Below are 20,835 nucleotides of genomic sequence, written 5' to 3'. Positions count from 1 at the left end.
ATGGAGGAAATGGATGAATGCACTGATTTACAATCCATTGTGGTTTTATTTAATTGCAGTCAATCTTTATCTTTTCTGTCTGATGGGGTATGATAAATATCAGGCAGTGAAACAAGGTTGGCGGGTTCCCGAAGCAAATCTCCTTTTTATGGGGGCGATTGGCGGCGGATTAGGCGGTTTAATTGCGCAACGCGTATTTCGCCACAAAACAAGAAAGAAGAAGTTTCACCTCTTTTTTGCTTTTGGCACCGTTTTTGCTATCCTGCTGATGGTCTTTTTTGCATAAATTCGGTATAACAAGCAAGGAGTTAATATGAAAACTAAAGTGAAGTTCGCCCTTAATTTACTTTTACTAGTAGGGATTCTGGGTGTGATGTATTTTTTTGTCCGTAACTCGATGATGGATATTTTGGCGGGGCTAAGAGAGACCAGCTTTCTCGTCGTCTTATTAGTTATGGGACTTGGCACATTGTACCTGGTGATCGAAGGACGGACAGTGAAAGAGATCGCTGTGACGTTTCAACCGGAATTTACTACTAAGGCAGGCTTTTTAACGGTTTGTTACAGTGGTTTTTACCGGATCGTGACGTTTGGGGCGGGCACCTTGATCTCAGAGGTGAATTTTTATCGTAAAAATGGTTTGCAATTGTCACAAGGGGTTGGTGTCACCACCTTACACATGGTGATGTATAAGTTTGCCATATTGACATATGCAATCGCTGGGTTGATTATTCAATTCTCGCTATTCTATGACAATGCGCCGAATATGATTTGGGTAATTTTGGTGGGGATCGTACTCGTCTTTTTGATCATTGCCGCTTTATTGGCACTTTCTGTCAGTATCAACATTCAAGTCTTTTTTGTGATCATCAGCAATAAGCTGTTCAAAAGTGCAACGTTAAGAGGGATCGTTGACAAATGCAACACCCAGATCTATTCTTTGCGAGAAACGGTCAACGCAATCATTACCGACCGCACCGCTTTCTTGCGCATCTACCTTTGGAATCTTTTGAAGATGCTACCTTGGTATGTGATTCCTTACGTGATTCTTGTTGTGCAGCATCCAGAGATCGATTTCTTATTGACGTTATCCTTCATCAGCTTTGCCGTCGTCTTGTCCGGGGTGATCCCAACACCGGCGGGGATCGGATCATTTGAATTTATTTATATGCTGCTTTTTGGTCCATTAGTTGGCACGGTCGATGCTGCGTCTTCCATGCTGCTGTATCGCTTAGCGACATTCATTTGGCCCTTCATTATTGGCTTTGCATATGTAATGAAAGAAAAGCGCAAAGATATCAGCCAAGAGTTGACTGAATTAAGAAAAGAAAAAGTGGAAAGTTAAAAACACGCTTATCTTCGAGTAGAGGATAAGCGTGTTTTTTAGTCTTTCAAATCAATGATCCGATCAACAAAGGATTCATAAAATTCAGCTTCATGGGAAACGATCAGAACGGTTCCAGGAAAGGCTGCCAGGGTTTCTTCCAAATTGTTTTTCGTGTCTTGATCGATATGGTTGGTCGGCTCATCAAGAATCAAAAAGTTGCTTTTGATCAACATCATTTCAGCTAACTTCACTTTTGTCTGTTCGCCACCACTTAATAATTTCAATTCTTCCTGGGCTAATTGGCTAGGTAATCCCGCCCGAGAAAGTTGCCGCCGCAATTCTTTGTTGGTGGCCTTTGGGAAAAGATCCTCAAGGTATTGAAGAGGGGTCTGCAAGGGATATTCCCAGTCCAGGTCTTGAGAAAAGTAATTAAACTTTGTATGCTGCGGGTAAGAAACGGTTCCTTCAATTGCAGGGATCACACCAAGAATCGTTTTGATCAGAGTTGATTTACCGATCCCATTAAATCCCCGAATCGCAATTTTTTCGCCATAGCGGATCGTTAGGTTGATCGGAGAGAGTAAGGGCTTTTGGTCGTACCCAATGACTAGATTGGTCGTCTCTAATGCCAAGGTGGTAACGATTGGTGCCAAATCAAATCCTAGATGCGGTTTAGGGACATCTTGGGGTGGAGTCAAGCGTTCGATTTTTGCCAATTGTTTTTCACGACTCTTTGCCATTGTTGAACGAGAACCAGCTTTGTATTTACGGATATAGCTTTCGGTTTTCTTGATATGCTCTTGTTGTGCTTCGTATTGCTTCATATAACTTTCATTTTGCAGCGTTTTTAGCTTTAATGCTTTGTCTAAATTCCCCGTATACTTAGAAAGCTTGCCGAATTCGATATCAATGATATGGGTCGTGATTTCATTCAAGAATTGACGATCATGAGAAACGACTAAGTAGGTACCAGTAAAGTTTTGTAAAAATTCAACCAGCCATTTGATATGCTCATCATCTAAGTGGTTGGTTGGTTCATCTAAAATCAGCATGTCGGGTTTTTCTAGCAGCATTTTTGCTAAGATCAGTTTTGAGCGTTGACCACCACTTAAGGAAGCAAGGGGGGTATCCATTCCAAGAACCGAAATTCCTAACCCTTCAGCTAAATCATCGATCAATGTATCCATTTGATAGAAATTTCCTTGATCCAATTGATTTTGCAATTCGCCCGCTTTTTCTAAAAGCTTATCGTCGAGACTTTCGCCATAAGCAGTATAAAGATCGGCGATCTGTTGTTCTTTTTCGAAGTCTTCTGCAAAGGCAGAGCGCAAAAAATCACGGATCGATTGCGTTTCATCAACATTGACGTATTGATCCAAATAGCCCATTTTTAAATTTTTTGGAAATTGAACAAAGCCATCGTCTGGGAGAATTTCTCCTGTAATGATTTTGATTAAAGTACTTTTGCCAGCGCCGTTCCGTCCAATCAAACCGACTTTTTCCCCACGGTTGATTTGAACGGAAACATCTTCGTAAAGCAATTTGTCGCCAAATTGTTGGCTAATATTCGTTAATGTTAACATCGTTTCCTCCATATAAAAAAGCTGTAAACAGTAGACGTTACAGCTAAGTAGATAATCTTACTGAATAAAATACGCCAAAAAGCGCTTAAAAAGATCGGGAAAATCGGTTGTTCCTGACCAATCAGGACATAGCATACCATTGCTACTTCCCATCTGTCAATTTTCATGAAATAATACTGAAAAAATTTTTGATGTTCGAGGGAAATCTTTTGACCATTACTGACCAATATTGTATAATAGAAGAGTAGAAAAAAGGATACTGCTTGCAGCGTACTTTTTTTCTGACTACCATTTTGGGAGGGAAAAGTATGAACCCAGAAAAAATGACGACTACATTACAAAGTGCTATCGCTGAAGCCCAGCAGATTGCCATGACCCGTCACCATCAAGAAATTGATATTCCGCATTTATGGAAGATTTTATTGCAAGCCAATCAATTTGGCCGCAATTTTTATACGGACACAGGGCTCGATGTCGATGCTTTTGAAAAAGAAGTCGACCGATTATTAGATGAACTGCCTTCCGTTGAAGGAGGAAATGTTCGTTATGGTCAATCCATGAGTCAAAATCTGTTTCATCTTTTGTCTGAGGCAGATCAATTAAAAAATGAATTTCAAGACGAGTATCTTTCCACAGAAATCGTCCTTTATGCGTTGATGAAATTGAAAAATCATCCCTTGACGGTGTATTTAAAGAAACAAGGAATCACCGCAAAAGAAATCAAGCAAACGATCGAAACATTAAGAGGAGGGGATCGTGTGACCTCACAAAATCAAGAAGAACAATACAAAGCATTAGAAAAATACGGCGTTGACTTGGTCCAACAAGTCCGCAGCGGAAAAATGGACCCCATTATCGGACGAGACGAAGAAATTCGCGATGTGATTCGCATCCTTTCTCGGAAAACAAAAAACAATCCCGTTTTGATTGGTGAACCGGGGGTTGGTAAAACAGCCATCGTTGAAGGATTGGCTCAACGGATCGTGCGAAAAGACGTCCCAGAAAACCTAAAAGACAAAACGATCTTTTCTCTGGATATGGGTGCCTTGATCGCAGGTGCCAAGTTCCGAGGTGAATTTGAAGAGCGTTTGAAAGCCGTCTTACAAGAAGTGAAAAAAGCCGATGGCCGGATCATTCTCTTTATTGATGAGATCCACAATATTGTAGGTGCTGGTAAGACGGAAGGTAGCATGGATGCTGGAAACTTACTGAAACCAATGCTGGCACGGGGAGAATTGCATACGATTGGCGCAACCACCCTTGATGAATACCGTCAATACATGGAAAAGGACAAAGCCTTGGAACGTCGTTTCCAAAAAGTGCTAGTACAGGAACCAACCGTTCAAGATACGATTTCGATTTTACGTGGCTTGAAAGAACGGTTCGAGATCCATCATGGCGTCAACATCCATGACAACGCGCTTGTTGCTGCGGCGACCTTATCTGATCGGTATATCACGGACCGCTTTTTACCAGATAAAGCCATTGACTTGATCGATGAGGCGAGTGCCACAATTCGGGTGGAAATGAATTCGATGCCTACTGAGCTCGACCAAGTTACCCGTCGTTTGATGCAACTTGAGATCGAAGAAGCCGCATTGAAAAAGGAATCCGATGATGCATCGAAAAAACGCTTAGGCATTTTACAAGAAGAATTGGCGGAATTGCGTGAAGAAGTCAATACCATGAAAATGCAGTGGGAAACGGAAAAAGAAGAAGTCAATGCAGTTTCCAACAAACGGGCAGAGATCGATAAAGCCAAGCATGAGTTGGAAGATGCTGAAAATAACTATGATTTGGAACGGGCAGCTGTTCTTCGCCATGGGACGATTCCCCAATTGGAAAAAGAACTAGCTGAACTAGAAGAAAAAAACCAAGACGAAGGCATTCGGATGGTCCAAGAATCAGTGACCGAAAACGAGATTGCCCTAGTCGTTGGACGTTTGACAGGAATCCCTGTTGCGAAATTAGTGGAAGGCGAACGAGAAAAACTGTTGAAATTAAATGAGACCTTGCATCAAAGGGTCATCGGACAAGACGAAGCAGTCGATGCTGTCAGTGATGCAGTTATTCGTTCACGAGCTGGCCTGCAAGATCCAAATCGACCATTAGGTTCCTTCTTGTTCTTAGGTCCGACCGGCGTCGGTAAGACCGAATTAGCGAAAGCGTTGGCGGTCAACCTCTTTGATTCAGAAGAGCATATGGTTCGGATCGATATGAGCGAATACATGGAGAAACATTCAGTGTCTCGTTTAGTTGGTGCCCCTCCAGGCTATGTAGGGTTTGAAGAAGGTGGGCAATTGACTGAAGCTGTCCGCCGCAATCCTTACACGATCGTTTTGTTAGATGAAATCGAAAAAGCCCATCCTGATGTCTTTAATATCTTGTTACAAGTGCTTGATGATGGCCGTTTGACAGATTCAAAAGGGCGAGTCGTTGATTTCAAAAATACAGTCTTGATCATGACTAGCAATATCGGCTCTCAAGTCTTGCTAGATGGCGTGACCGCAGAAGGGACGATCCCAGAAAACGTTGCTGAAAATGTCCGTAATCTCTTGAGAGGGCATTTCAAACCAGAATTCTTAAATCGGATCGATGATACGATTTTATTCACACCGCTTAGTCTAAACGATGTGACAGGCATCGTCGACAAGATCATCGCACAGCTTTCACAACGACTGGAAGTCCAAGATATACTGTTGACGATCACTGAAGAAGCCAAACGCTGGATCGCTGAAAATGCTTATGAGCCAGCGTATGGTGCGCGTCCTCTCCGTCGGTTTATCACGAGAGAAGTCGAAACCCCATTGGCAAAAGAAATCGTTGCCGGCAGAGTCTTACCAAAAACCCAAGTCACGATTGAATTATTGAACGATCAACTGGTTTTTGAAAATACGCCAATTACCGAAGAATAAAAAGATAAAAAATGGATAAATGCAAAACGATGGTTGCCGTTTAAGTGGCAGCCATCGTTTTTTTGTCGCTCAACATAAGATAAAAAAGTTCCCCTTGCTTGTTGTTTGGAGGAAATTCGCACTTCGATTATACTGTTCTTATGGAGTAGGAGAGGAATGAAAAGATGAATACTTTTTTTGAAACGTTGAATGAGCGAAAAGGGGAATTGCTGACAGCTGTCTTTGAGCATTTGTCATTGTCGATCATTGCGCTGCTGGTAGCGATCGTTATTGCTGTCCCGTTAGCCATTTGGCTGGTTAATCATAAACGGGCAGCGGAAGTCGGCCTACAAATAACGAGTGTGTTACAAACGATTCCATCACTGGCACTGTTAGGTTTATTGATTCCATTCGTTGGGATCGGAACACCGCCTGCGTTGATCGCACTTGTTATTTATGCGTTATTGCCGATCTTTCAAAATACCTATATTGGCCTTTCGGAGATCGATCCATCAATCGAAGAAGCTGCGGCGGCATTTGGTATGTCTCGGATGCGCCGATTGATCAAAGTCGAGTTGCCGATTGCCTTGCCTGTCATAATTTCGGGGATTCGCACGGCGTTGGTCTTGATCATCGGAACAGCGACTTTAGCCGCTCTGATTGGCGCTGGTGGGCTAGGTTCCTTTATTTTGTTGGGGATCGATCGGAATGCCCCTGAATTAACGCTGATCGGTGCGATCGGGTCTGCTTTACTGGCTATTGTTTTCAGTACGTTGATCCGATATCTACAACACCTGAAACCGCGCTATACCTTGATTACGCTGGCAGCCATCATCTTGCTGATTGGCGGCGTTTCTTTTTCACAGAGCGGATTTTTCGCGCCGAAAACCATCACCATCGCAGGGAAACTAGGGTCCGAACCTGATATCTTGATCAACATGTACAAAGAATTGATTGAACAAGAAGACCCTGATGCCCAAGTTGAACTAGAGCCAAATTTCGGAAAGACCTCATTCTTATTCAGTGCATTAGACAATGGCCAAGTTGATATTTATCCGGAGTTTACCGGTACCGTGTTGGAGAGCTTAGTTGAGGTACCAGAAGAGCTTGCGAGTCAAAAACTTGACTCCGACGAAACCTATACCGAAGCAGTCAATCTATTGAAGGATCAGTTTGAGATGACCTTGCTTCAGCCGATGGCGTATCAAAATACCTATGCGTTGGCTGTGAAAAAAGAATTTGCTGAGGAAAATGGACTAACCACGATCTCTGATTTGAAGAAAATCGAAAATCAAATCAAAGCTGGCTTCACCCTCGAATTCATTGATCGGACAGACGGGTATGCGGGGATCCAAGAACGCTATGGGCTAGATTTTCCAAGTGTCCAAAGTATGGAACCAGCATTGCGTTACCAAGCCATCAATAATGGCGATATCAATCTACTGGATGCCTATTCCACGGACAGTGAATTGCGTCAATATGGCTTAGTTATTCTAGAAGACGATCAGGAACTATTTCCACCTTATCAAGGAGCGCCTTTGATGAAAGAAGCCTTTGCTAAGGAACATCCAGAAGTCGTCCGTGCATTGGAAAAGTTGGCAGGGAAAATCACTGAAGAACAAATGAGTGAAATGAATTATCAGGTCAATGTCGAAGGAAAAAATCCAGCAGAAGTCGCGCGTACCTTCCTGATAGACGAAGGATTAATTAAGGAGGGACAAGAATGACACCAATTATTGAATTTAAAAACGTCAGTAAAAAGTTTGATCAAAAACTAGTGATCGATCAATTAGATCTGAGCATCAATAAAGGGGAAATCTTTGTTTTGGTCGGTCCTTCTGGGAGTGGGAAAACGACGACTTTGAAGATGATCAACGCGTTATCAGAACCAACGGATGGCGATATCTACTTCAAAGAAAAACGGATCAAAGAATACAATATCCAAAAAATGCGTTGGCAAATGGGGTATGTTCTCCAGCAAATCGCCCTGTTTCCGACGATGGATGTCAAACAAAATATCGAAGTGATCCCAGAGATGTTAGGGTGGTCAAAAAAAGATCGCTCAGAAGCCGTGGATCGTTTGCTGACACAGGTCAAACTTGACCCAGAGCAATACCGCCATCGAATGCCTAAAGAGTTGTCAGGAGGAGAACAGCAACGGATCGGGATTTTAAGAGCGTTAGCTGCTAACCCAGAAATTATTCTGATGGACGAACCCTTTAGTGCCCTTGATCCAATTTCTCGTAATTCCTTACAGGAGCTAGTCCTCGATTTGCACCAAGAGCTTGGGACGACGATTATTTTTGTCACGCATAACATGAAAGAAGCGGTAAAACTAGGTACGCGAATTGCTGTCATGAATCAAGGGAAGATCGTCCAATGTGATACACCGGAAGTGATTGTCTCGCAACCAAAAACTGCTTTTGTGAAAAGCTTTTTTGAAGAGACCGGTGAAGACGAAGCAAAACTGGTCACAGCAGGGGATTTGATGCGGATGAACTTTTTCAGCGATGAAGTCAACCCAGTGGCTCCTCAAATCGCTGCATCTACTACTTTAAATGAGTTGTATACCTTATTTGCAACTCATGACACGGTAGTGATTGAAGAAGAGCAGAAACTGGTAGGAAGTCTAAGTCGAAAAGATGTGTTTGCTTTCTTGAGTCGTGATCGAACGTAAAAGGTTCTTTATAGCCACTAAAAATATCATAATTTTTTTAAAATCGATGATTTCTCTTGCTCAATGTAAAAATTCCACGTAAGATTGAGGAAGATATCTTTTGTCAGAATGCCAGAAACGAGCTTTGATAATGACAAAAGATGCAGTAAAGGAGCGAAAGAGCAGCTATGGTAAAAATCCTAAAAGAAAATTGGTTACTGCTTTTCTTTATCGTCGCCGTGGTTCTCATCCGTCTGTTTGTCCTGACGCCTGTTCAAGTCAGTGGCCATTCTATGGACCCGACTTTGGCCGATAAACAGCGGCTGATTGCATCAAAAATTTCTTCATATGACCGGCAAGACATCGTGATCTGCGTTGAACCAGATGATCCAAGCAAAATCGCTGTCAAGCGGCTGATTGGTTTTCCCGGTGATACCATTGAAATGAAAGATGATGTCTTAACAATCAATGGAGAAGTATACGAAGAACCCTATTTAGATGATTTTAAAGAAAAATTTGCGGACGATCAATTACAAGATGAATATTCTTATCGCGAAATGTTTCAGCAAATCGCCGCTGGTGCCGAACACTTTACCGATGATTTCACGGTAACGGTTCCTGAAGGCAGCTATTTTGTGATGGGAGACAATCGTTTGATCTCTCGGGACAGTCGCAGTTTCGGGGTTGTAACAGAAGATCAAATGGAAGGGAAAGTGCTGCTGCGCTTTTGGCCATTGAATCAAATCAAACTTTTCTAACCAAAAAAAAACATTCTTACCAATGCAGCGAAAACGCCGCAACTGGTAAGAATGTTTTTTAGATCACCCAAGCGACAAAGGCAACCATTGAGAAGAACATTGTCCAAACCGCAATAATAGCTGATGCAATAAAAATAATTTTGATTGATAAAGGTTGGACAAATTTCCGGGCATCTTTAGAGAACGCATAGGTGATCGATGAAAAAATCAAGCAGCATAAAATAAAAAACACTGTTAGGACCATAAGCCTCTCCTTTACTGACGCAATGTCAAATGAATAATGTAATTATAACAGACCAAGGTTTTTTGGGGAAATAAAAATGATTAAACGAGGGAATTTTTTTTAGATTGTAAACGTTTTATTAGTTTCTACACACGATAGGAACCCCTGGTATACAGTGAATCAGCAAAAACAAGAGCTACCATTTAAGTATTTTTATAAATTTTCTTTATCAATAAAAGAACAACAGAAAAAAGCTGGTTGAAAAACGATGCTTTTCAACCGGCTTTTAAAGGTAGACTATGATAATTTCCGAATCCGATAACTTTCAAAGTAATCAGGTTTGCCTCGTCCTTGTACGTAAGCGAACACGCCCATTAGAGCAGCACCAATCGTGTTGGTCAGTAAATCGCCCATCGTATCCATCAGTGCTTCACGGCCGATAAACGGTGTGCCATCTAAAGTTGCATAACGTTGGAGATTCATTCCACCAACGGAATCGCAGATGAATTCCCAAAACTCCCAGAAAACACCACATAAGCCAGCAAAAGCAAAGCCCATTAATAAAAATAACCATGGAGAAACTTTTGAAACGGGGACTTCTTTTAGTAAGAGACAGATCAATCCATAGCCAACAGCCGTCAAGACCATAGGACTCACCGCATGTAGAATTTTATCCCAGAAAGCAATGGTTTCAATCAAATGCAGAATTGTTCCCATAAATACAGAGATCAGCAAGAAAAACCAATAAAAGTAGACGGTGGCATTTGGTAGCTGGATTTTTAAGAACTTTTTACTCATTTCTGGGACGAAAATCAATAAAATCCCAAGCAATGCCTGAACTAAGAAAATCAATCCTTGTGTTTGCGGATAGACCCCACGGAAAAATTCCCACAAAGAAAAACAAAACACGAGAATACCAAAAATAGTGAATACCTTTTGCAGTCGCTGATAAGTTTGTCCCATTTAGTTGTCCTCCGAAAAATAGTCGGCTAAGCCAGCTAAAAGGGCTGCTTCAGAGGAATAAATCTCACCATTTAGTTTGATCAAACCCACCGTATAAAGATTGACATAGTGGAATTGGTTTTCCGCAACGGTTTGTAATGCTGCCAGCTTTTGCTGATTGTCGGCTCCTTGTTGGCGACTATCTGTATAAAGCCCTAAAACAGGAATGCCTTTTGCATAGGCGACACCGATCTCAGAGGCAACCCCAGCATCGATGGTCAAACCATCCAGTAATGCGATCATCAAATCACTTTCCAGTACTTTTTCGGTATCTGCCAAAGCGATCATTTTGCTATCCGCATAGGCGGATTTATCATTGATCGCGGCATTTTCTTGAGGTAAATAAATCTCCAGCTGCGGATACTGCTGGCGAATCGACGCAACAAGTTCGGCGTTGTAGCGCAGGTCACTAGCAGCAAACAGGGGAGCAGCAAAATATAGTTTCATTCAAAAACACTCCTTAATCATTCATAGTTGTACGTTTTGTTGAATTGTTGTTTAGAAATAATCGCTGAAATAGGCTTCCATATCAGGGATGATCGATTCCAGTAATGCCAGTGTTTCTGAATCGGTATTTAGCCGTTCCACACGCTCTAAGTAAGCCGGACGGCGGTAATTCATCAACAGACACGACAATGTCTGAATATCCAGCTGGACCGCTTTTCCGATAGCTTCTCTTGAAACTACGATCTCTCCGTGATTGTATTGGACACCAAAGATTCCGTTGTTCCAATCGGCAACTGGGTCGGATACAACAAAGTGAAAAGGTGTTTGGAAGGCTTCAAATGGGAAGTTTTTCAAAAACTGTTCTACATCGACGATCCGCGCCATGTAATAAGGCTCGATGGTTTCTTTGATTTGGCTATCATCCAAGTAGAAGGACAGAGGTTCATTTGAATAAATGTCTCCTTTGACCCAATAAACCATTGAGAAATGAGCAGAGATAAAATTCCAAAGACCATTGCGGGCTTCTTGATTCAAGTAGAACATTTCCTTTACGTGGAAGACTTCTTCGGCTACCCAATAAAAAAGTACACCAGTCGGATGACCGCTGGCATTGTAATAGACAGCCGCGGTGCGCTCTTCTTCATTTTCATAGCGCCAATACTCCTCCCAGTGAAAAGAGGTCCGCTGCAAGGCACCATGGTTGTCGCGGGAGAATTGGTTGTAGACAGTAAAGACATCAGGATCATCCACTTCTTTGCGCTCTACGATCCCAGGGACTTCTTTGGTTTTCGGAAGTTGGGTATCACGAATTTTGAAAGTCAGCTTGTCGGACATAATCTCCCAGCCTTTGCGACGATAGTAGGGCACATTGTATGGATAAAGGTAGGAGATCCATTGCTGATCTTCCCGCATCGTTTCTAAGGCAAGCTTAATCAAGTCTTTCATCAGGCCATGTCCGGCATATTCAGGGTAGGTCCCAACACCGGTCACTCCGCCCATTTTAATCAATTTACCGTGTATATTGACTTCACAAGGATAAACGGCGATTTGCGAGATCAATTTGTCTTCATTGAACCAACCAAAGACCTTGGAAAGTTCTAAGATCGGGCGCTTAGATTTGATCATTTCCCGTTTGCTCTCATAGCCGCTTTCTTCAATATCCGATTCAGTGATCTGAAAAACGTAGCTTAACAGTTCATTGAACTGATCAACGTCTTTTTCATCCACCGCTCGAATATGTAGATTTTGATGAAAATTATTGTCCATTCTTTCAACTCCAATTTATTTGCTAGCTCTAGTATAGCAAAACCTGAATGAATATGTCTAAATAACGGTTAAGAAAAATACTTTAACTATTGGCGTTTCGTTGGTATAATAGAAAAGCTGACTAAAAGAAATGAGGAACGTATCCATGAACATAGAAGAAATGAAAAAACGACAGGAGAAGATTCGTAATTTCTCCATTATCGCCCATATCGACCATGGGAAATCAACACTGGCGGACCGTATTTTGGAACAAACCCATACAGTGACGTCACGGGAAATGCAAAACCAATTATTAGACTCCATGGATCTTGAACGTGAACGAGGAATCACGATCAAATTAAATGCCGTGGAACTTAACTATACCGCCAAAGACGGAGAAACCTACATTTTCCATTTGATCGACACTCCAGGGCACGTCGATTTCACCTATGAAGTGTCCCGCAGTTTGGCCGCTTGTGAAGGCGCCGTGCTCGTCGTTGATGCGGCTCAAGGGATCGAAGCACAGACATTGGCAAACGTCTACTTGGCGTTAGACAATGATTTAGAGATCCTACCAGTCATTAATAAAATAGACTTGCCAGCTGCCGATCCTGAGCGAGTACGAACAGAGATCGAAGATGTGATCGGTATCGATGCCAGTGAAGCTGTTTTAGCGAGTGCCAAAGCAGGTATTGGGATCGAAGACATTTTGGAACAAATCGTTGAGTATGTCCCAGCTCCAGCAGGTGATATTGAAGCACCGTTAAAAGCGTTGATCTTTGACTCCGTGTACGATTCCTATCGTGGGGTGGTCTTAAACGTCCGCATCATGGACGGGATGGTCAAACCAGGTGACAAGATCAAAATGATGAGTAATGGCAAGACCTTTGATGTCACAGAAGTCGGCGTCTTTTCACCCAAAGCCATTCAACGAGATGCGTTGATGGTGGGCGATGTTGGGTATATCACTGCTGCCATCAAGACCGTTAAAGATACCCAAGTCGGGGATACGGTGACTTTAGCCAACAATCCAGCAGAAGAAGCCTTAGCCGGTTATCGTCAAATGAATCCGATGGTTTATTGCGGATTGTACCCAATCGATACCTCACGTTACAACGACCTTCGAGAAGCATTGGAAAAATTACAATTGAATGATGCAGCATTGCAATTTGAACCAGAAACCTCTCAAGCATTAGGATTTGGGTTCCGTTGCGGCTTCTTAGGCCTATTACACATGGATGTCGTGCAAGAACGGCTAGAACGTGAATTTAACCTTGAGTTGATTACGACTGCACCATCCGTAATCTATCACGTCAACAAGACTGATGGCTCAATGGTCGTCGTTGATAATCCAGCAGAGTTTCCTGAACCAGTCACGATCGACAACGTGCAAGAGCCTTACGTCAAAGCACAAATCATGGTCCCTAACGATTACGTCGGTGCTGTAATGGAATTGTCCCAACGCAAACGGGGAGACTTTGTCACGATGGATTACTTGGATGATTATCGAGTAAACGTCGTTTATGAGATCCCATTATCGGAAATCGTCTTTGATTTCTTTGATAAATTGAAATCCAGCACCAAAGGGTATGCATCACTCGATTACGAAATGTCTGGTTACCGCACTAGCAAGCTAGTGAAGATGGACATCTTGCTGAACACTGAAAAAGTCGATGCGTTAAGCTTTATCGTTCATCGCGACTTTGCCTATGAACGCGGCAAAGCCATCGTTGAAAAACTGAAAAAACTGATTCCACGACAACAGTTCGAAGTGCCGATCCAAGCAGCCATCGGACAAAAAATCGTTGCCCGTTCCGATATCAAAGCCTTGCGTAAGAACGTATTGGCGAAATGTTATGGCGGTGACGTTTCTCGGAAACGCAAACTTCTGGAGAAACAAAAAGAAGGGAAGAAGCGGATGAAACAAATCGGCTCCGTCGAAGTACCGCAAGAAGCCTTCATGGCAGTTCTGAAGATGGATGAGGATGAACCGAAGAAATAAGGCTTTAGATAGAAAACACTGTTTTAAAAGTCGTATTCACTTTACTTATTTCACTACTCGGATTGTCTGCAAACATTTACGAAAAACTTCTTATTCGGTTCTTAAACAGAAAGTTATCGAATAGAAAGATACAACTGATAGTAAAGTTATAACCAGTTAGGCAGCGTCCCTAACTGGTTTTTCTTTATTTGGAAGATCAAGAACAGATGGATGTAATCGAGTATTTAAGTGATGCATTGCTATTACGTATTATTTATTGGAAGTCGAGATAGGATTTTCCCCTAATTGAGAACCCTCCACTAGACCACCTTCGAATCGTTTTCGGCTAGAATGAACCTAGAAAATGATTGGAGGGATAAAATGATCGATAAAAACACCAATGCAATAGAAGTGAAAGATCTGGTCAAAACATATGGAGACAAACGTGCAGTAGACAATTTGAGTTTTGCCGTAGAGAAAGGAACGATATTTGGCTTGCTCGGTCATAATGGAGCAGGCAAATCAACGACGATCGATTGCCTTTTAGGTACGCAAAAATATGATTCTGCAGATATCACCTTGTTAGGCAAAGATCCAAGAAAAGAGCGAAAAAAGCTCTTTCAATATGTAGGGGTTCAGTTTCAAGAAGCAGCTTTTCAAAATCAGTTGAAGGTCAAAGAAATCTGTGAAATTACTCATTCCTTGTACGAAAAACCGATTGATTGGATGAGGACGTTGGATGAATTTGGTCTTTCAGCAAAAAAAAATTCGTTTTTAGCTACATTATCCGGCGGAGAAAAACAGAAGCTATGTATCCTATTAGCGATTATGGGGAATCCGGAGATCATCTTTTTAGACGAGCTGACAACGGGTCCGGATCCTAAAGCAAGGAGAGAAGTTTGGCGATACTTGCTGATGCTTAAAGAAAAAGGTGTGACCATTTTCCTGACTTCACACTATATGGACGAAGTAGAAACTTTATGTGATCGAATTTTAGTCCTAAAAGAGGGCAAAGAAGTGGCAAGCGGTACAGTCGCAGAAATAGTATTGAAAAGCAAAAGAGACACACTTGAAGAAGCCTTTCTAACACTTATTGGGGAGGAGTATTAAGATGAAGACATTTTGGTTACTTTATAAATCAGAAGCAAATCTGTCGATAAGAGAAATGTCTTCCATTATATTTGGCATTTTTGTTCCCCTTGGGATTGTTTGTCTTATGGGGGTTATGGATTCTAGTAATGACTCGCTGAATACAGCTTTTGTGGCAGTTTCGACTGTAGGGATTTGTTCAGCAGGTGTGATGGGGCTTCCTCTTGCATTATCTTCCTACCGTGAGCGAAAAATCTTGAAAAGATATCAGGTGACACCAATTAGTCCGATCCAATTACTTTTGGCTCATTTACTTTTTTGCTTTACGATCAGCATCGTGTCGATGTTGTTACTATTAGGCGTGCTAGTTGTTTTCTTTCAATTTTCTTACGTTGGCAACTGGCTGTACTTTATACCAGCGTATCTGTTAGTGATGATTTCCATTCATGCCATAGGTTTGATCGTTGCCAGCTTATCGCCTAGTGAGAAAGCAACCGGGGCGATAAATTCAGCAATTTTCTTTCCAATGTTTTTTTTATCAGGAGCGACAGTTCCTTATGAAATCATGCCGCAGGGATTGCAGAAAGTAGCGGATATTATGCCTTTGACGCAAGGCATCAAGTTATTAAAGACGGTTACGTTTCCAGAAGAAAATGGGCTGCTTTATATGGTTTTATTGTTAACAGCTATTTCTATTATTGGGATTTTTATTGCGGTGCGCTATTTTAGATGGGAATAAGGATAATCGGTTATAGCCAGTTGTTTATATGTGAAAAATAGTTTAGATAAACTTTGTGCGAAAGCATGATTTGTTCTACTAAAAATTGAATGGAGTCTGTCCGATGAGTATCATAAGTATCTGAACAATAAGTTGAAAAACGAATAAAGTAAGGTCTATTTTTATGCTAATAGAAAAAGTATTTGCAGAATTATCAAATTTTTATAGTTTTGACGATTGGTGAAACCTATCGTCTAAGACTGTAGACAAGGTTGAATTTAAAAAGACAGTAAATGTGCACCTATAATTACTCAATAGTAATCATTTAGTTTTACTTCTTATTAGCAATTCCAAATCAAAAATAATTGATTTGGAATTGCTAGTCATAAAGACCCATTGCCTAAATAAGAGGTAATAGCTGGATAACCCTATTTAAGTAAATTCCACGTTTAAGAGTACTGAAAGTTTCACCATTCTCTACACATCTCATCATTGGGAATGTCTTTTTCCATGAGAATGAGCTAGAGATATTCTTTCAGTTAGAATAAAAACGACGATAAAAAAGGAGTTCAAGATGGACATACCAGTTTTGTTCGTCCTAAATAGAACTAGATGATGTATTTCATATGGTTAGTATTTAAACGAGCTATCATGTGGCATTTTAGTTCAACGATGATAGTATAGAAACGAAATAAAGATCTTTGACTATAGTCTAGGCCATCTCCTACTATTTCGAGGATTAGACAATTAAGTCAGTTATCTTTTGTAAAAAAAGAAAAGAAATACTTTTGGAGGAAATTATGACTATTACAATTAGACATGAAGAAGAAAAAGACTATAGAATAGTGGAAGAAATCACACGAGAAGCATTTTGGAATTTATATTTCCCAGGAGCAGTCGAACATTTACTTGTTCACAACATTAGAAAACATCCTGACTTTATCCCCGAGTTGTCCTTCGTTATTGCATTAGACAATGAGATCATCGGCAGCATTTTTTATACAAAAGCGAAAGTGATCGATAAGGATGGCGGAGTACATCCAATTATAACCTTCGGACCAGTAAGCATTTCGCCAGAGTATCATCGGCAAGGGTATGGTCGCATGCTGATTGAGCACTCACTTGCTGAAGCGAAAAGACTAGGCTTTAATGCCATTATTCTTGGCGGCTTTACGTATCATTACCATCCATATGGATTTGTAGGAACAAAGAAATATAATATATCAATGCCTGATGGTAAATTTTATACTGGCGTAATGGCATTGCCTCTATTTGAAGGTGCATTAGATGGCATAAGCGGCAGTGTTCATTTTTCAGAAGCGATGTATCCAGATGAATCCATCTTAAATGATTTTGACAAAACATTCCCACCAAAAGAAAAAAAAGTTCTACCGCATCAATCAGACTTTGAAAAAGCTGTCAGTGAAATTGATACGTATGATTACTGATTGAAAATGAGAGAATCACTTTAAAAGAAAATTAGACAAAGAACAATCAATCTATTTTAAAATTTCCAAACCCTACACTAAACCACCAATGTACCCTTTCTTGATAAGATCATTGAGAAAGGGGAATTTATCATGTTAAATACGAAAGAAAATGAGCATTTAAAAGAAGTTATAACAAAAATTGAGAAAAAAATTAAACAAATTGATGGAACTGTCAATGCTAATGAACAAGCTTATAAAGATATCAAAAAATATACAGTTGACTATAAAAATGAATTAGACAAATATGAAGTTTACAATCACCAGCAAAACTTAAGTTTTATTGATAAGCGTAATAACTTTGAAACGAATATTAGTAAAAAGTTAGCGTATTTAAAAGGAGCACCTTACTTTTCAAAAATTAAGTTTCAGTTTGAGGGTGACGAAGATGTAGAAAATTTTTACATTGGTAGGTACGGGTTTGCGGATGAATTTGGACAGCAGCTGATCTATGACTGGCGGGCACCGATTTCCTCATTATACTATGATTTTAGTTTAGGTTCTGCCTACTATGAGTCATTAGGGAAGAGATTTCATGGATACTTAAAAGGAAAGCGACAGTTTGAAATTGAAAATGGAGCGCTTAGAGTTGTTGTCGACACAGATGACACAGTAAACGATGAATTCTTGATGAATGAGCTGAGTAAAAACACTTCAAGTGAAATGAAGACCATTATCCACACGATTCAAAAAGAACAAAACGAAGTAATCAGAGATGTAAAAGCCAAGAACTTGATTATCCAAGGTGTTGCTGGTTCCGGAAAAACATCTATCGCACTCCATCGAATTGCTTATTTACTCTATCAAAAAAGAGAAGAACTACAGGCCTCAGATGTTTTGATTCTATCACCTAATGATGTATTCTCCAGTTACATTTCAACTGTTTTGCCTGAATTAGGAGAAGACGAGCTAAATCAGCTTGAAATCACCCAGCTTGTCCAACCAATGATCGAAGAAGAGTTAAAAGTAACTGATAAACAGGATGAAATAGATCAAATGATAGAAAAGTCAATGTCAAAAGAGGCAAAAACCTTTTTATATAAAAGATCTGAGAAATTCTTTTTGTCTTTGAAAAACCATATCCAACAGCTCAATAATAGATTATTTTCCGAAGATATTATCGTTGATCATCAATACACATTTTCAAAAAAAGAATTGGAAAAAGTAAATAATACTCTTTCGGAAAGTGCATTATTCGTTAGAACTAAGCAATTAGCACGGCAATTAAGTAAGATCGTGCCTGAGAATGACCAAGATCATATAAGCAAAGCAATAGAAAAAGAGTTGCTAAGCAGGTTGCAAATAACAACTAGCTTGAATGAGTACGTGAACTTCTTGACGTCAGAAAAGATTCCTTTTAATCAAAACAAAAATAAGATTGATTATGCAGATCTATTTCCATATCTCTATTTCAAAATGAACATTGAGGGAATCCTTCCCAACCGACAAATCAAACATATTGTTATTGACGAAATGCAGGATTATTCGCTGTTGCACTTTTATGTGTTGGATCGTTTGTTTCCTTGCCAAAAAACAATTTGTGGAGATGTCAATCAAGATTTACTGACATCGGAAATGAATTTTTTGGAGCGACTACAAACCGTTGTTTCAAACAACCGTGTAGTCACATTCAATACCAGTTATCGGTCCAGCTATGAAATAATTAAATTTGCTAAACAATTTACGGCAAATAATGCACTTACTCCGATTGAACGTCATAATAAAGAAGTTGAGTTGAACTATATTGATCACCAACAGGAAAAACAAGAAAAGCTGACAAAAATAATAGAAAGATTTGAATCGTCAGCTCATAAAACCTGCGGCATCATTTGCCAAACTTGGGATGAAGTTGCTAAAATCGAAAAAAGCCTATCTTCTTATGAGGTCACTCGTTTTGGGAAGCAGTCTACAGCCATGACGGAAGGAATCATTGTCACGACGCCACAATATGCTAAAGGCTTGGAGTTCGACCAAGTTATCCTGACTGATATTAGGGAGGAACAATTATCATCAAAAAGCAATCTTTTGTATACAAGCTGTTCCAGAGCACTTCATGAATTAACGCTTTTTATTTTGAACGAGGGGGGAGAAACGGATGGAAACATATAAAACGTCTGAGGTAGCAAAACTAGTAGGTTTTCATCCTAACACGATTCGACGCTATGAGGAATGGGAACTGATTCCAAAGCCTCAAAGAGCGAAAAATGGCTATAGAATTTACAATGAATATCATGTTGAATTGATAAGAACAGCAAAAGTTGCTTTTCAGGTCGAGGTGCTCCAATCTGGTTTAAGAGCAATGATGAGAGAGCTGATCAAAGCCTTGGCAAAATATGAATTTGCTTCAGCCACAGCATTGCTCCATGATTATGTACTGGCTATTGATCAAGAAATCGATGAGGCGAATGAAGCGATTCATATCGTTGAAGATATGATCAAAGGAACGACTGAAGAGGAAGACATTTCTTTAAAGCGGAGTGAAGCAGCTAAATACTTAGGCGTAACAACTGATGCATTAAGAAACTGGGAGCTGAACGGCTTGTTATTGCTAAAGCGAAGTGAAAATGGGTATCGCATTTATGCAGCAGACGATCTAAAGCGATTAAAAATCATTCGTATATTACGCTCAGCAAAATATTCATTAGAAGCCATTTTACGCTTACTTCATTCGATCGATCATCAAGAAGAACATGATGTAAGAGCTATTTTGAATAATCCTGAACCGTCAGAGGATATCATTTCTGTCTGTGATATGCTGATCCTCTCTTTAGAGAAGGCTAAAATGAATACAGCCGAACTAGCCAAATGTATCAATAATTTGAAAAAAGTTGCTGCAAAACGATTTGTTTAAAAATGACAAAGGAAATCTGTTTAAAAGGAGGAATTTCATTGAAAAAAGCCACTTGCTTATGCGGAAAAGTTTCTATCATTGTCAAAGATTTTCATTCGGAGATTAGTGCTTGTCATTGTTCCATGTGTCGAAAATGGGGGTCCGGACCGTTTCTTTCTGTTTCAGCAGGAAGCGGTGAAGACATCACCATCACTTCTGAGGAATCAGTTACAAGATACAAATCCTCTGATTGGGCAGAGAGAGGATTCTGCAGAAATTGTGGATCCAATCTATTTTACTATCTTATTCCTACAGATTCTTATGACATTCCCATTGATTTGTTTACTGATGAAAGTGAATCCTGCTTAAAATTAGAAATATACTACGATCAGAAGCCTCATTATTATGATTTCGCCAACGAAACCGATATAAAAACAGAAGATGAAATTATGCTGGGGATACAAGAAAAATTTTTTGATTGAATAATCAGTATGTTGATAGATTAATGAAAAACACCGGCAAAAAATAAAGATATTTATTTGAATTAGCAAGAAATAGAACCCATTTAGGTTTCCAATCGCTCACTCTTTCCTGA

At 40.3% G+C, this 20,835-nt stretch carries 18 protein-coding genes; 13 read left to right on the top strand and 5 right to left on the bottom strand.

Going from position 1 to position 20,835, the window contains the following annotated elements; translation table 11 throughout:
• The first annotated feature begins 13 nt into the window (after window positions 1-13).
• Together CO692_RS16485 and CO692_RS16480 are read left to right on the top strand one after the other, a co-directional pair.
• Complete coding sequence (locus CO692_RS16485) at window positions 14-286, top strand: DUF1294 domain-containing protein (protein ID WP_005235800.1); 273 nt, start codon at window positions 14-16, stop codon at window positions 284-286.
• 27 nt (window positions 287-313) lie between these two features.
• Window positions 314-1,345, top strand: coding sequence for a lysylphosphatidylglycerol synthase transmembrane domain-containing protein (locus CO692_RS16480; protein WP_081118567.1), 1,032 nt, complete (start codon window positions 314-316; stop codon window positions 1,343-1,345).
• Between the two features lie 38 nt (window positions 1,346-1,383).
• Here CO692_RS16480 and CO692_RS16475 read toward each other — a convergent pair whose 3' ends face one another.
• Complete coding sequence (locus tag CO692_RS16475; RefSeq protein ID WP_096742746.1) at window positions 1,384-2,910, bottom strand: ABC-F family ATP-binding cassette domain-containing protein; 1,527 nt, start codon at window positions 2,908-2,910, stop codon at window positions 1,384-1,386.
• Between the two features lie 308 nt (window positions 2,911-3,218).
• On the opposite strand from CO692_RS16475, the gene clpB reads away from it, so the two are divergent.
• The 4 genes from clpB (at window position 3,219) to lepB (ending at window position 9,218) form a co-directional block, all read left to right on the top strand.
• Window positions 3,219-5,825 carry an ATP-dependent chaperone ClpB gene (gene clpB, locus CO692_RS16470; protein WP_096742745.1) on the top strand — a complete coding sequence of 869 codons (2,607 nt, stop codon included), beginning with the start codon at window positions 3,219-3,221 and terminating at the stop codon, window positions 5,823-5,825.
• Between the two features lie 164 nt (window positions 5,826-5,989).
• Window positions 5,990-7,531 (top strand): ABC transporter permease/substrate-binding protein, encoded by a 1,542-nt coding sequence (locus CO692_RS16465; protein ID WP_096742744.1) that lies wholly within the window; start codon window positions 5,990-5,992, stop codon window positions 7,529-7,531.
• A complete protein-coding gene (locus CO692_RS16460; protein ID WP_096742743.1) occupies window positions 7,528-8,481 on the top strand; it encodes an ABC transporter ATP-binding protein in 954 nt (317 codons plus the stop codon). Before CO692_RS16465 ends, CO692_RS16460 begins: the two co-directional genes overlap by 4 nt.
• 167 nt (window positions 8,482-8,648) lie before the next feature.
• On the top strand, window positions 8,649-9,218 hold the full coding sequence (gene lepB, locus CO692_RS16455; RefSeq protein WP_096742742.1) for a signal peptidase I: 570 nt from the start codon (window positions 8,649-8,651) through the stop codon (window positions 9,216-9,218).
• A 58-nt stretch (window positions 9,219-9,276) separates the two neighbouring features.
• Here the strand turns inward: lepB and CO692_RS16450 are convergent, their stop codons facing one another.
• The 4 genes from CO692_RS16450 to eis form a co-directional block, all read right to left on the bottom strand.
• Window positions 9,277-9,462, bottom strand: coding sequence for a hypothetical protein (locus CO692_RS16450; RefSeq protein WP_005226019.1), 186 nt, complete (start codon window positions 9,460-9,462; stop codon window positions 9,277-9,279).
• A gap of 276 nt (window positions 9,463-9,738) precedes the next feature.
• A complete protein-coding gene (locus CO692_RS16445) occupies window positions 9,739-10,404 on the bottom strand; it encodes a hypothetical protein (protein WP_086292337.1) in 666 nt (221 codons plus the stop codon).
• Window positions 10,405-10,890, bottom strand: a complete 486-nt coding sequence (locus CO692_RS16440; protein ID WP_096742741.1) for a nucleoside 2-deoxyribosyltransferase — start codon at window positions 10,888-10,890, stop codon at window positions 10,405-10,407.
• A 51-nt stretch (window positions 10,891-10,941) separates the two neighbouring features.
• The gene (gene eis / locus CO692_RS16435) at window positions 10,942-12,156 is read right to left on the bottom strand and encodes an enhanced intracellular survival protein Eis (protein ID WP_008380051.1); all 1,215 of its coding nucleotides are present in this window, start codon (window positions 12,154-12,156) and stop codon (window positions 10,942-10,944) included.
• Between the two features lie 145 nt (window positions 12,157-12,301).
• Between eis and lepA the strand changes: the two genes are divergently transcribed.
• The 7 genes from lepA (at window position 12,302) to CO692_RS16400 (ending at window position 20,722) form a co-directional block, all read left to right on the top strand.
• Window positions 12,302-14,137 (top strand): translation elongation factor 4, encoded by a 1,836-nt coding sequence (gene lepA / locus CO692_RS16430; protein WP_074535928.1) that lies wholly within the window; start codon window positions 12,302-12,304, stop codon window positions 14,135-14,137.
• A gap of 360 nt (window positions 14,138-14,497) precedes the next feature.
• Window positions 14,498-15,226, top strand: coding sequence for an ABC transporter ATP-binding protein (locus CO692_RS16425; protein ID WP_096742740.1), 729 nt, complete (start codon window positions 14,498-14,500; stop codon window positions 15,224-15,226).
• Window position 15,227: 1 nt separating this feature from the next.
• Window positions 15,228-15,944 (top strand): ABC transporter permease, encoded by a 717-nt coding sequence (locus CO692_RS16420; RefSeq protein ID WP_096742739.1) that lies wholly within the window; start codon window positions 15,228-15,230, stop codon window positions 15,942-15,944.
• 779 nt (window positions 15,945-16,723) lie between these two features.
• Window positions 16,724-17,371, top strand: coding sequence for a GNAT family N-acetyltransferase (locus CO692_RS16415; RefSeq protein WP_096742738.1), 648 nt, complete (start codon window positions 16,724-16,726; stop codon window positions 17,369-17,371).
• A 132-nt stretch (window positions 17,372-17,503) separates the two neighbouring features.
• On the top strand, window positions 17,504-19,519 hold the full coding sequence (locus CO692_RS16410) for a HelD family protein (protein ID WP_096742737.1): 2,016 nt from the start codon (window positions 17,504-17,506) through the stop codon (window positions 19,517-19,519).
• A complete protein-coding gene (locus CO692_RS16405; protein WP_096742736.1) occupies window positions 19,506-20,261 on the top strand; it encodes a MerR family transcriptional regulator in 756 nt (251 codons plus the stop codon). Before CO692_RS16410 ends, CO692_RS16405 begins: the two co-directional genes overlap by 14 nt.
• Window positions 20,262-20,299: 38 nt before the next feature.
• Window positions 20,300-20,722, top strand: coding sequence for a GFA family protein (locus CO692_RS16400; protein WP_186366393.1), 423 nt, complete (start codon window positions 20,300-20,302; stop codon window positions 20,720-20,722).
• The last annotated feature ends 113 nt before the right edge of the window (window positions 20,723-20,835 follow it).

Source organism: Enterococcus sp. FDAARGOS_375, assembly GCF_002393265.1.
Lineage (GTDB): Bacteria > Bacillota > Bacilli > Lactobacillales > Enterococcaceae > Enterococcus_D > Enterococcus_D innesii.
Note: the sequence above shows the minus strand (reverse complement) of the source record. Positions and strands in the feature narration are given on the sequence as shown.

Coding starts and splice junctions, on each gene's coding strand:
- CO692_RS16480 (WP_081118567.1), top strand. CDS start 314: ATGAAAACTAAAGTGAAGTTCGCCCTTAATTTACTTTTACTAGTAGGG.
- CO692_RS16460 (WP_096742743.1), top strand. CDS start 7,528: ATGACACCAATTATTGAATTTAAAAACGTCAGTAAAAAGTTTGATCAA.
- clpB (WP_096742745.1), top strand. CDS start 3,219: ATGAACCCAGAAAAAATGACGACTACATTACAAAGTGCTATCGCTGAA.
- CO692_RS16450 (WP_005226019.1), bottom strand. CDS start 9,462: ATGGTCCTAACAGTGTTTTTTATTTTATGCTGCTTGATTTTTTCATCG.
- CO692_RS16420 (WP_096742739.1), top strand. CDS start 15,228: ATGAAGACATTTTGGTTACTTTATAAATCAGAAGCAAATCTGTCGATA.
- eis (WP_008380051.1), bottom strand. CDS start 12,156: ATGGACAATAATTTTCATCAAAATCTACATATTCGAGCGGTGGATGAA.
- CO692_RS16415 (WP_096742738.1), top strand. CDS start 16,724: ATGACTATTACAATTAGACATGAAGAAGAAAAAGACTATAGAATAGTG.
- CO692_RS16475 (WP_096742746.1), bottom strand. CDS start 2,910: ATGTTAACATTAACGAATATTAGCCAACAATTTGGCGACAAATTGCTT.
- CO692_RS16425 (WP_096742740.1), top strand. CDS start 14,498: ATGATCGATAAAAACACCAATGCAATAGAAGTGAAAGATCTGGTCAAA.
- CO692_RS16405 (WP_096742736.1), top strand. CDS start 19,506: ATGGAAACATATAAAACGTCTGAGGTAGCAAAACTAGTAGGTTTTCAT.
- CO692_RS16410 (WP_096742737.1), top strand. CDS start 17,504: ATGTTAAATACGAAAGAAAATGAGCATTTAAAAGAAGTTATAACAAAA.
- CO692_RS16440 (WP_096742741.1), bottom strand. CDS start 10,890: ATGAAACTATATTTTGCTGCTCCCCTGTTTGCTGCTAGTGACCTGCGC.
- CO692_RS16445 (WP_086292337.1), bottom strand. CDS start 10,404: ATGGGACAAACTTATCAGCGACTGCAAAAGGTATTCACTATTTTTGGT.
- CO692_RS16465 (WP_096742744.1), top strand. CDS start 5,990: ATGAATACTTTTTTTGAAACGTTGAATGAGCGAAAAGGGGAATTGCTG.
- lepA (WP_074535928.1), top strand. CDS start 12,302: ATGAACATAGAAGAAATGAAAAAACGACAGGAGAAGATTCGTAATTTC.
- CO692_RS16485 (WP_005235800.1), top strand. CDS start 14: ATGAATGCACTGATTTACAATCCATTGTGGTTTTATTTAATTGCAGTC.
- lepB (WP_096742742.1), top strand. CDS start 8,649: ATGGTAAAAATCCTAAAAGAAAATTGGTTACTGCTTTTCTTTATCGTC.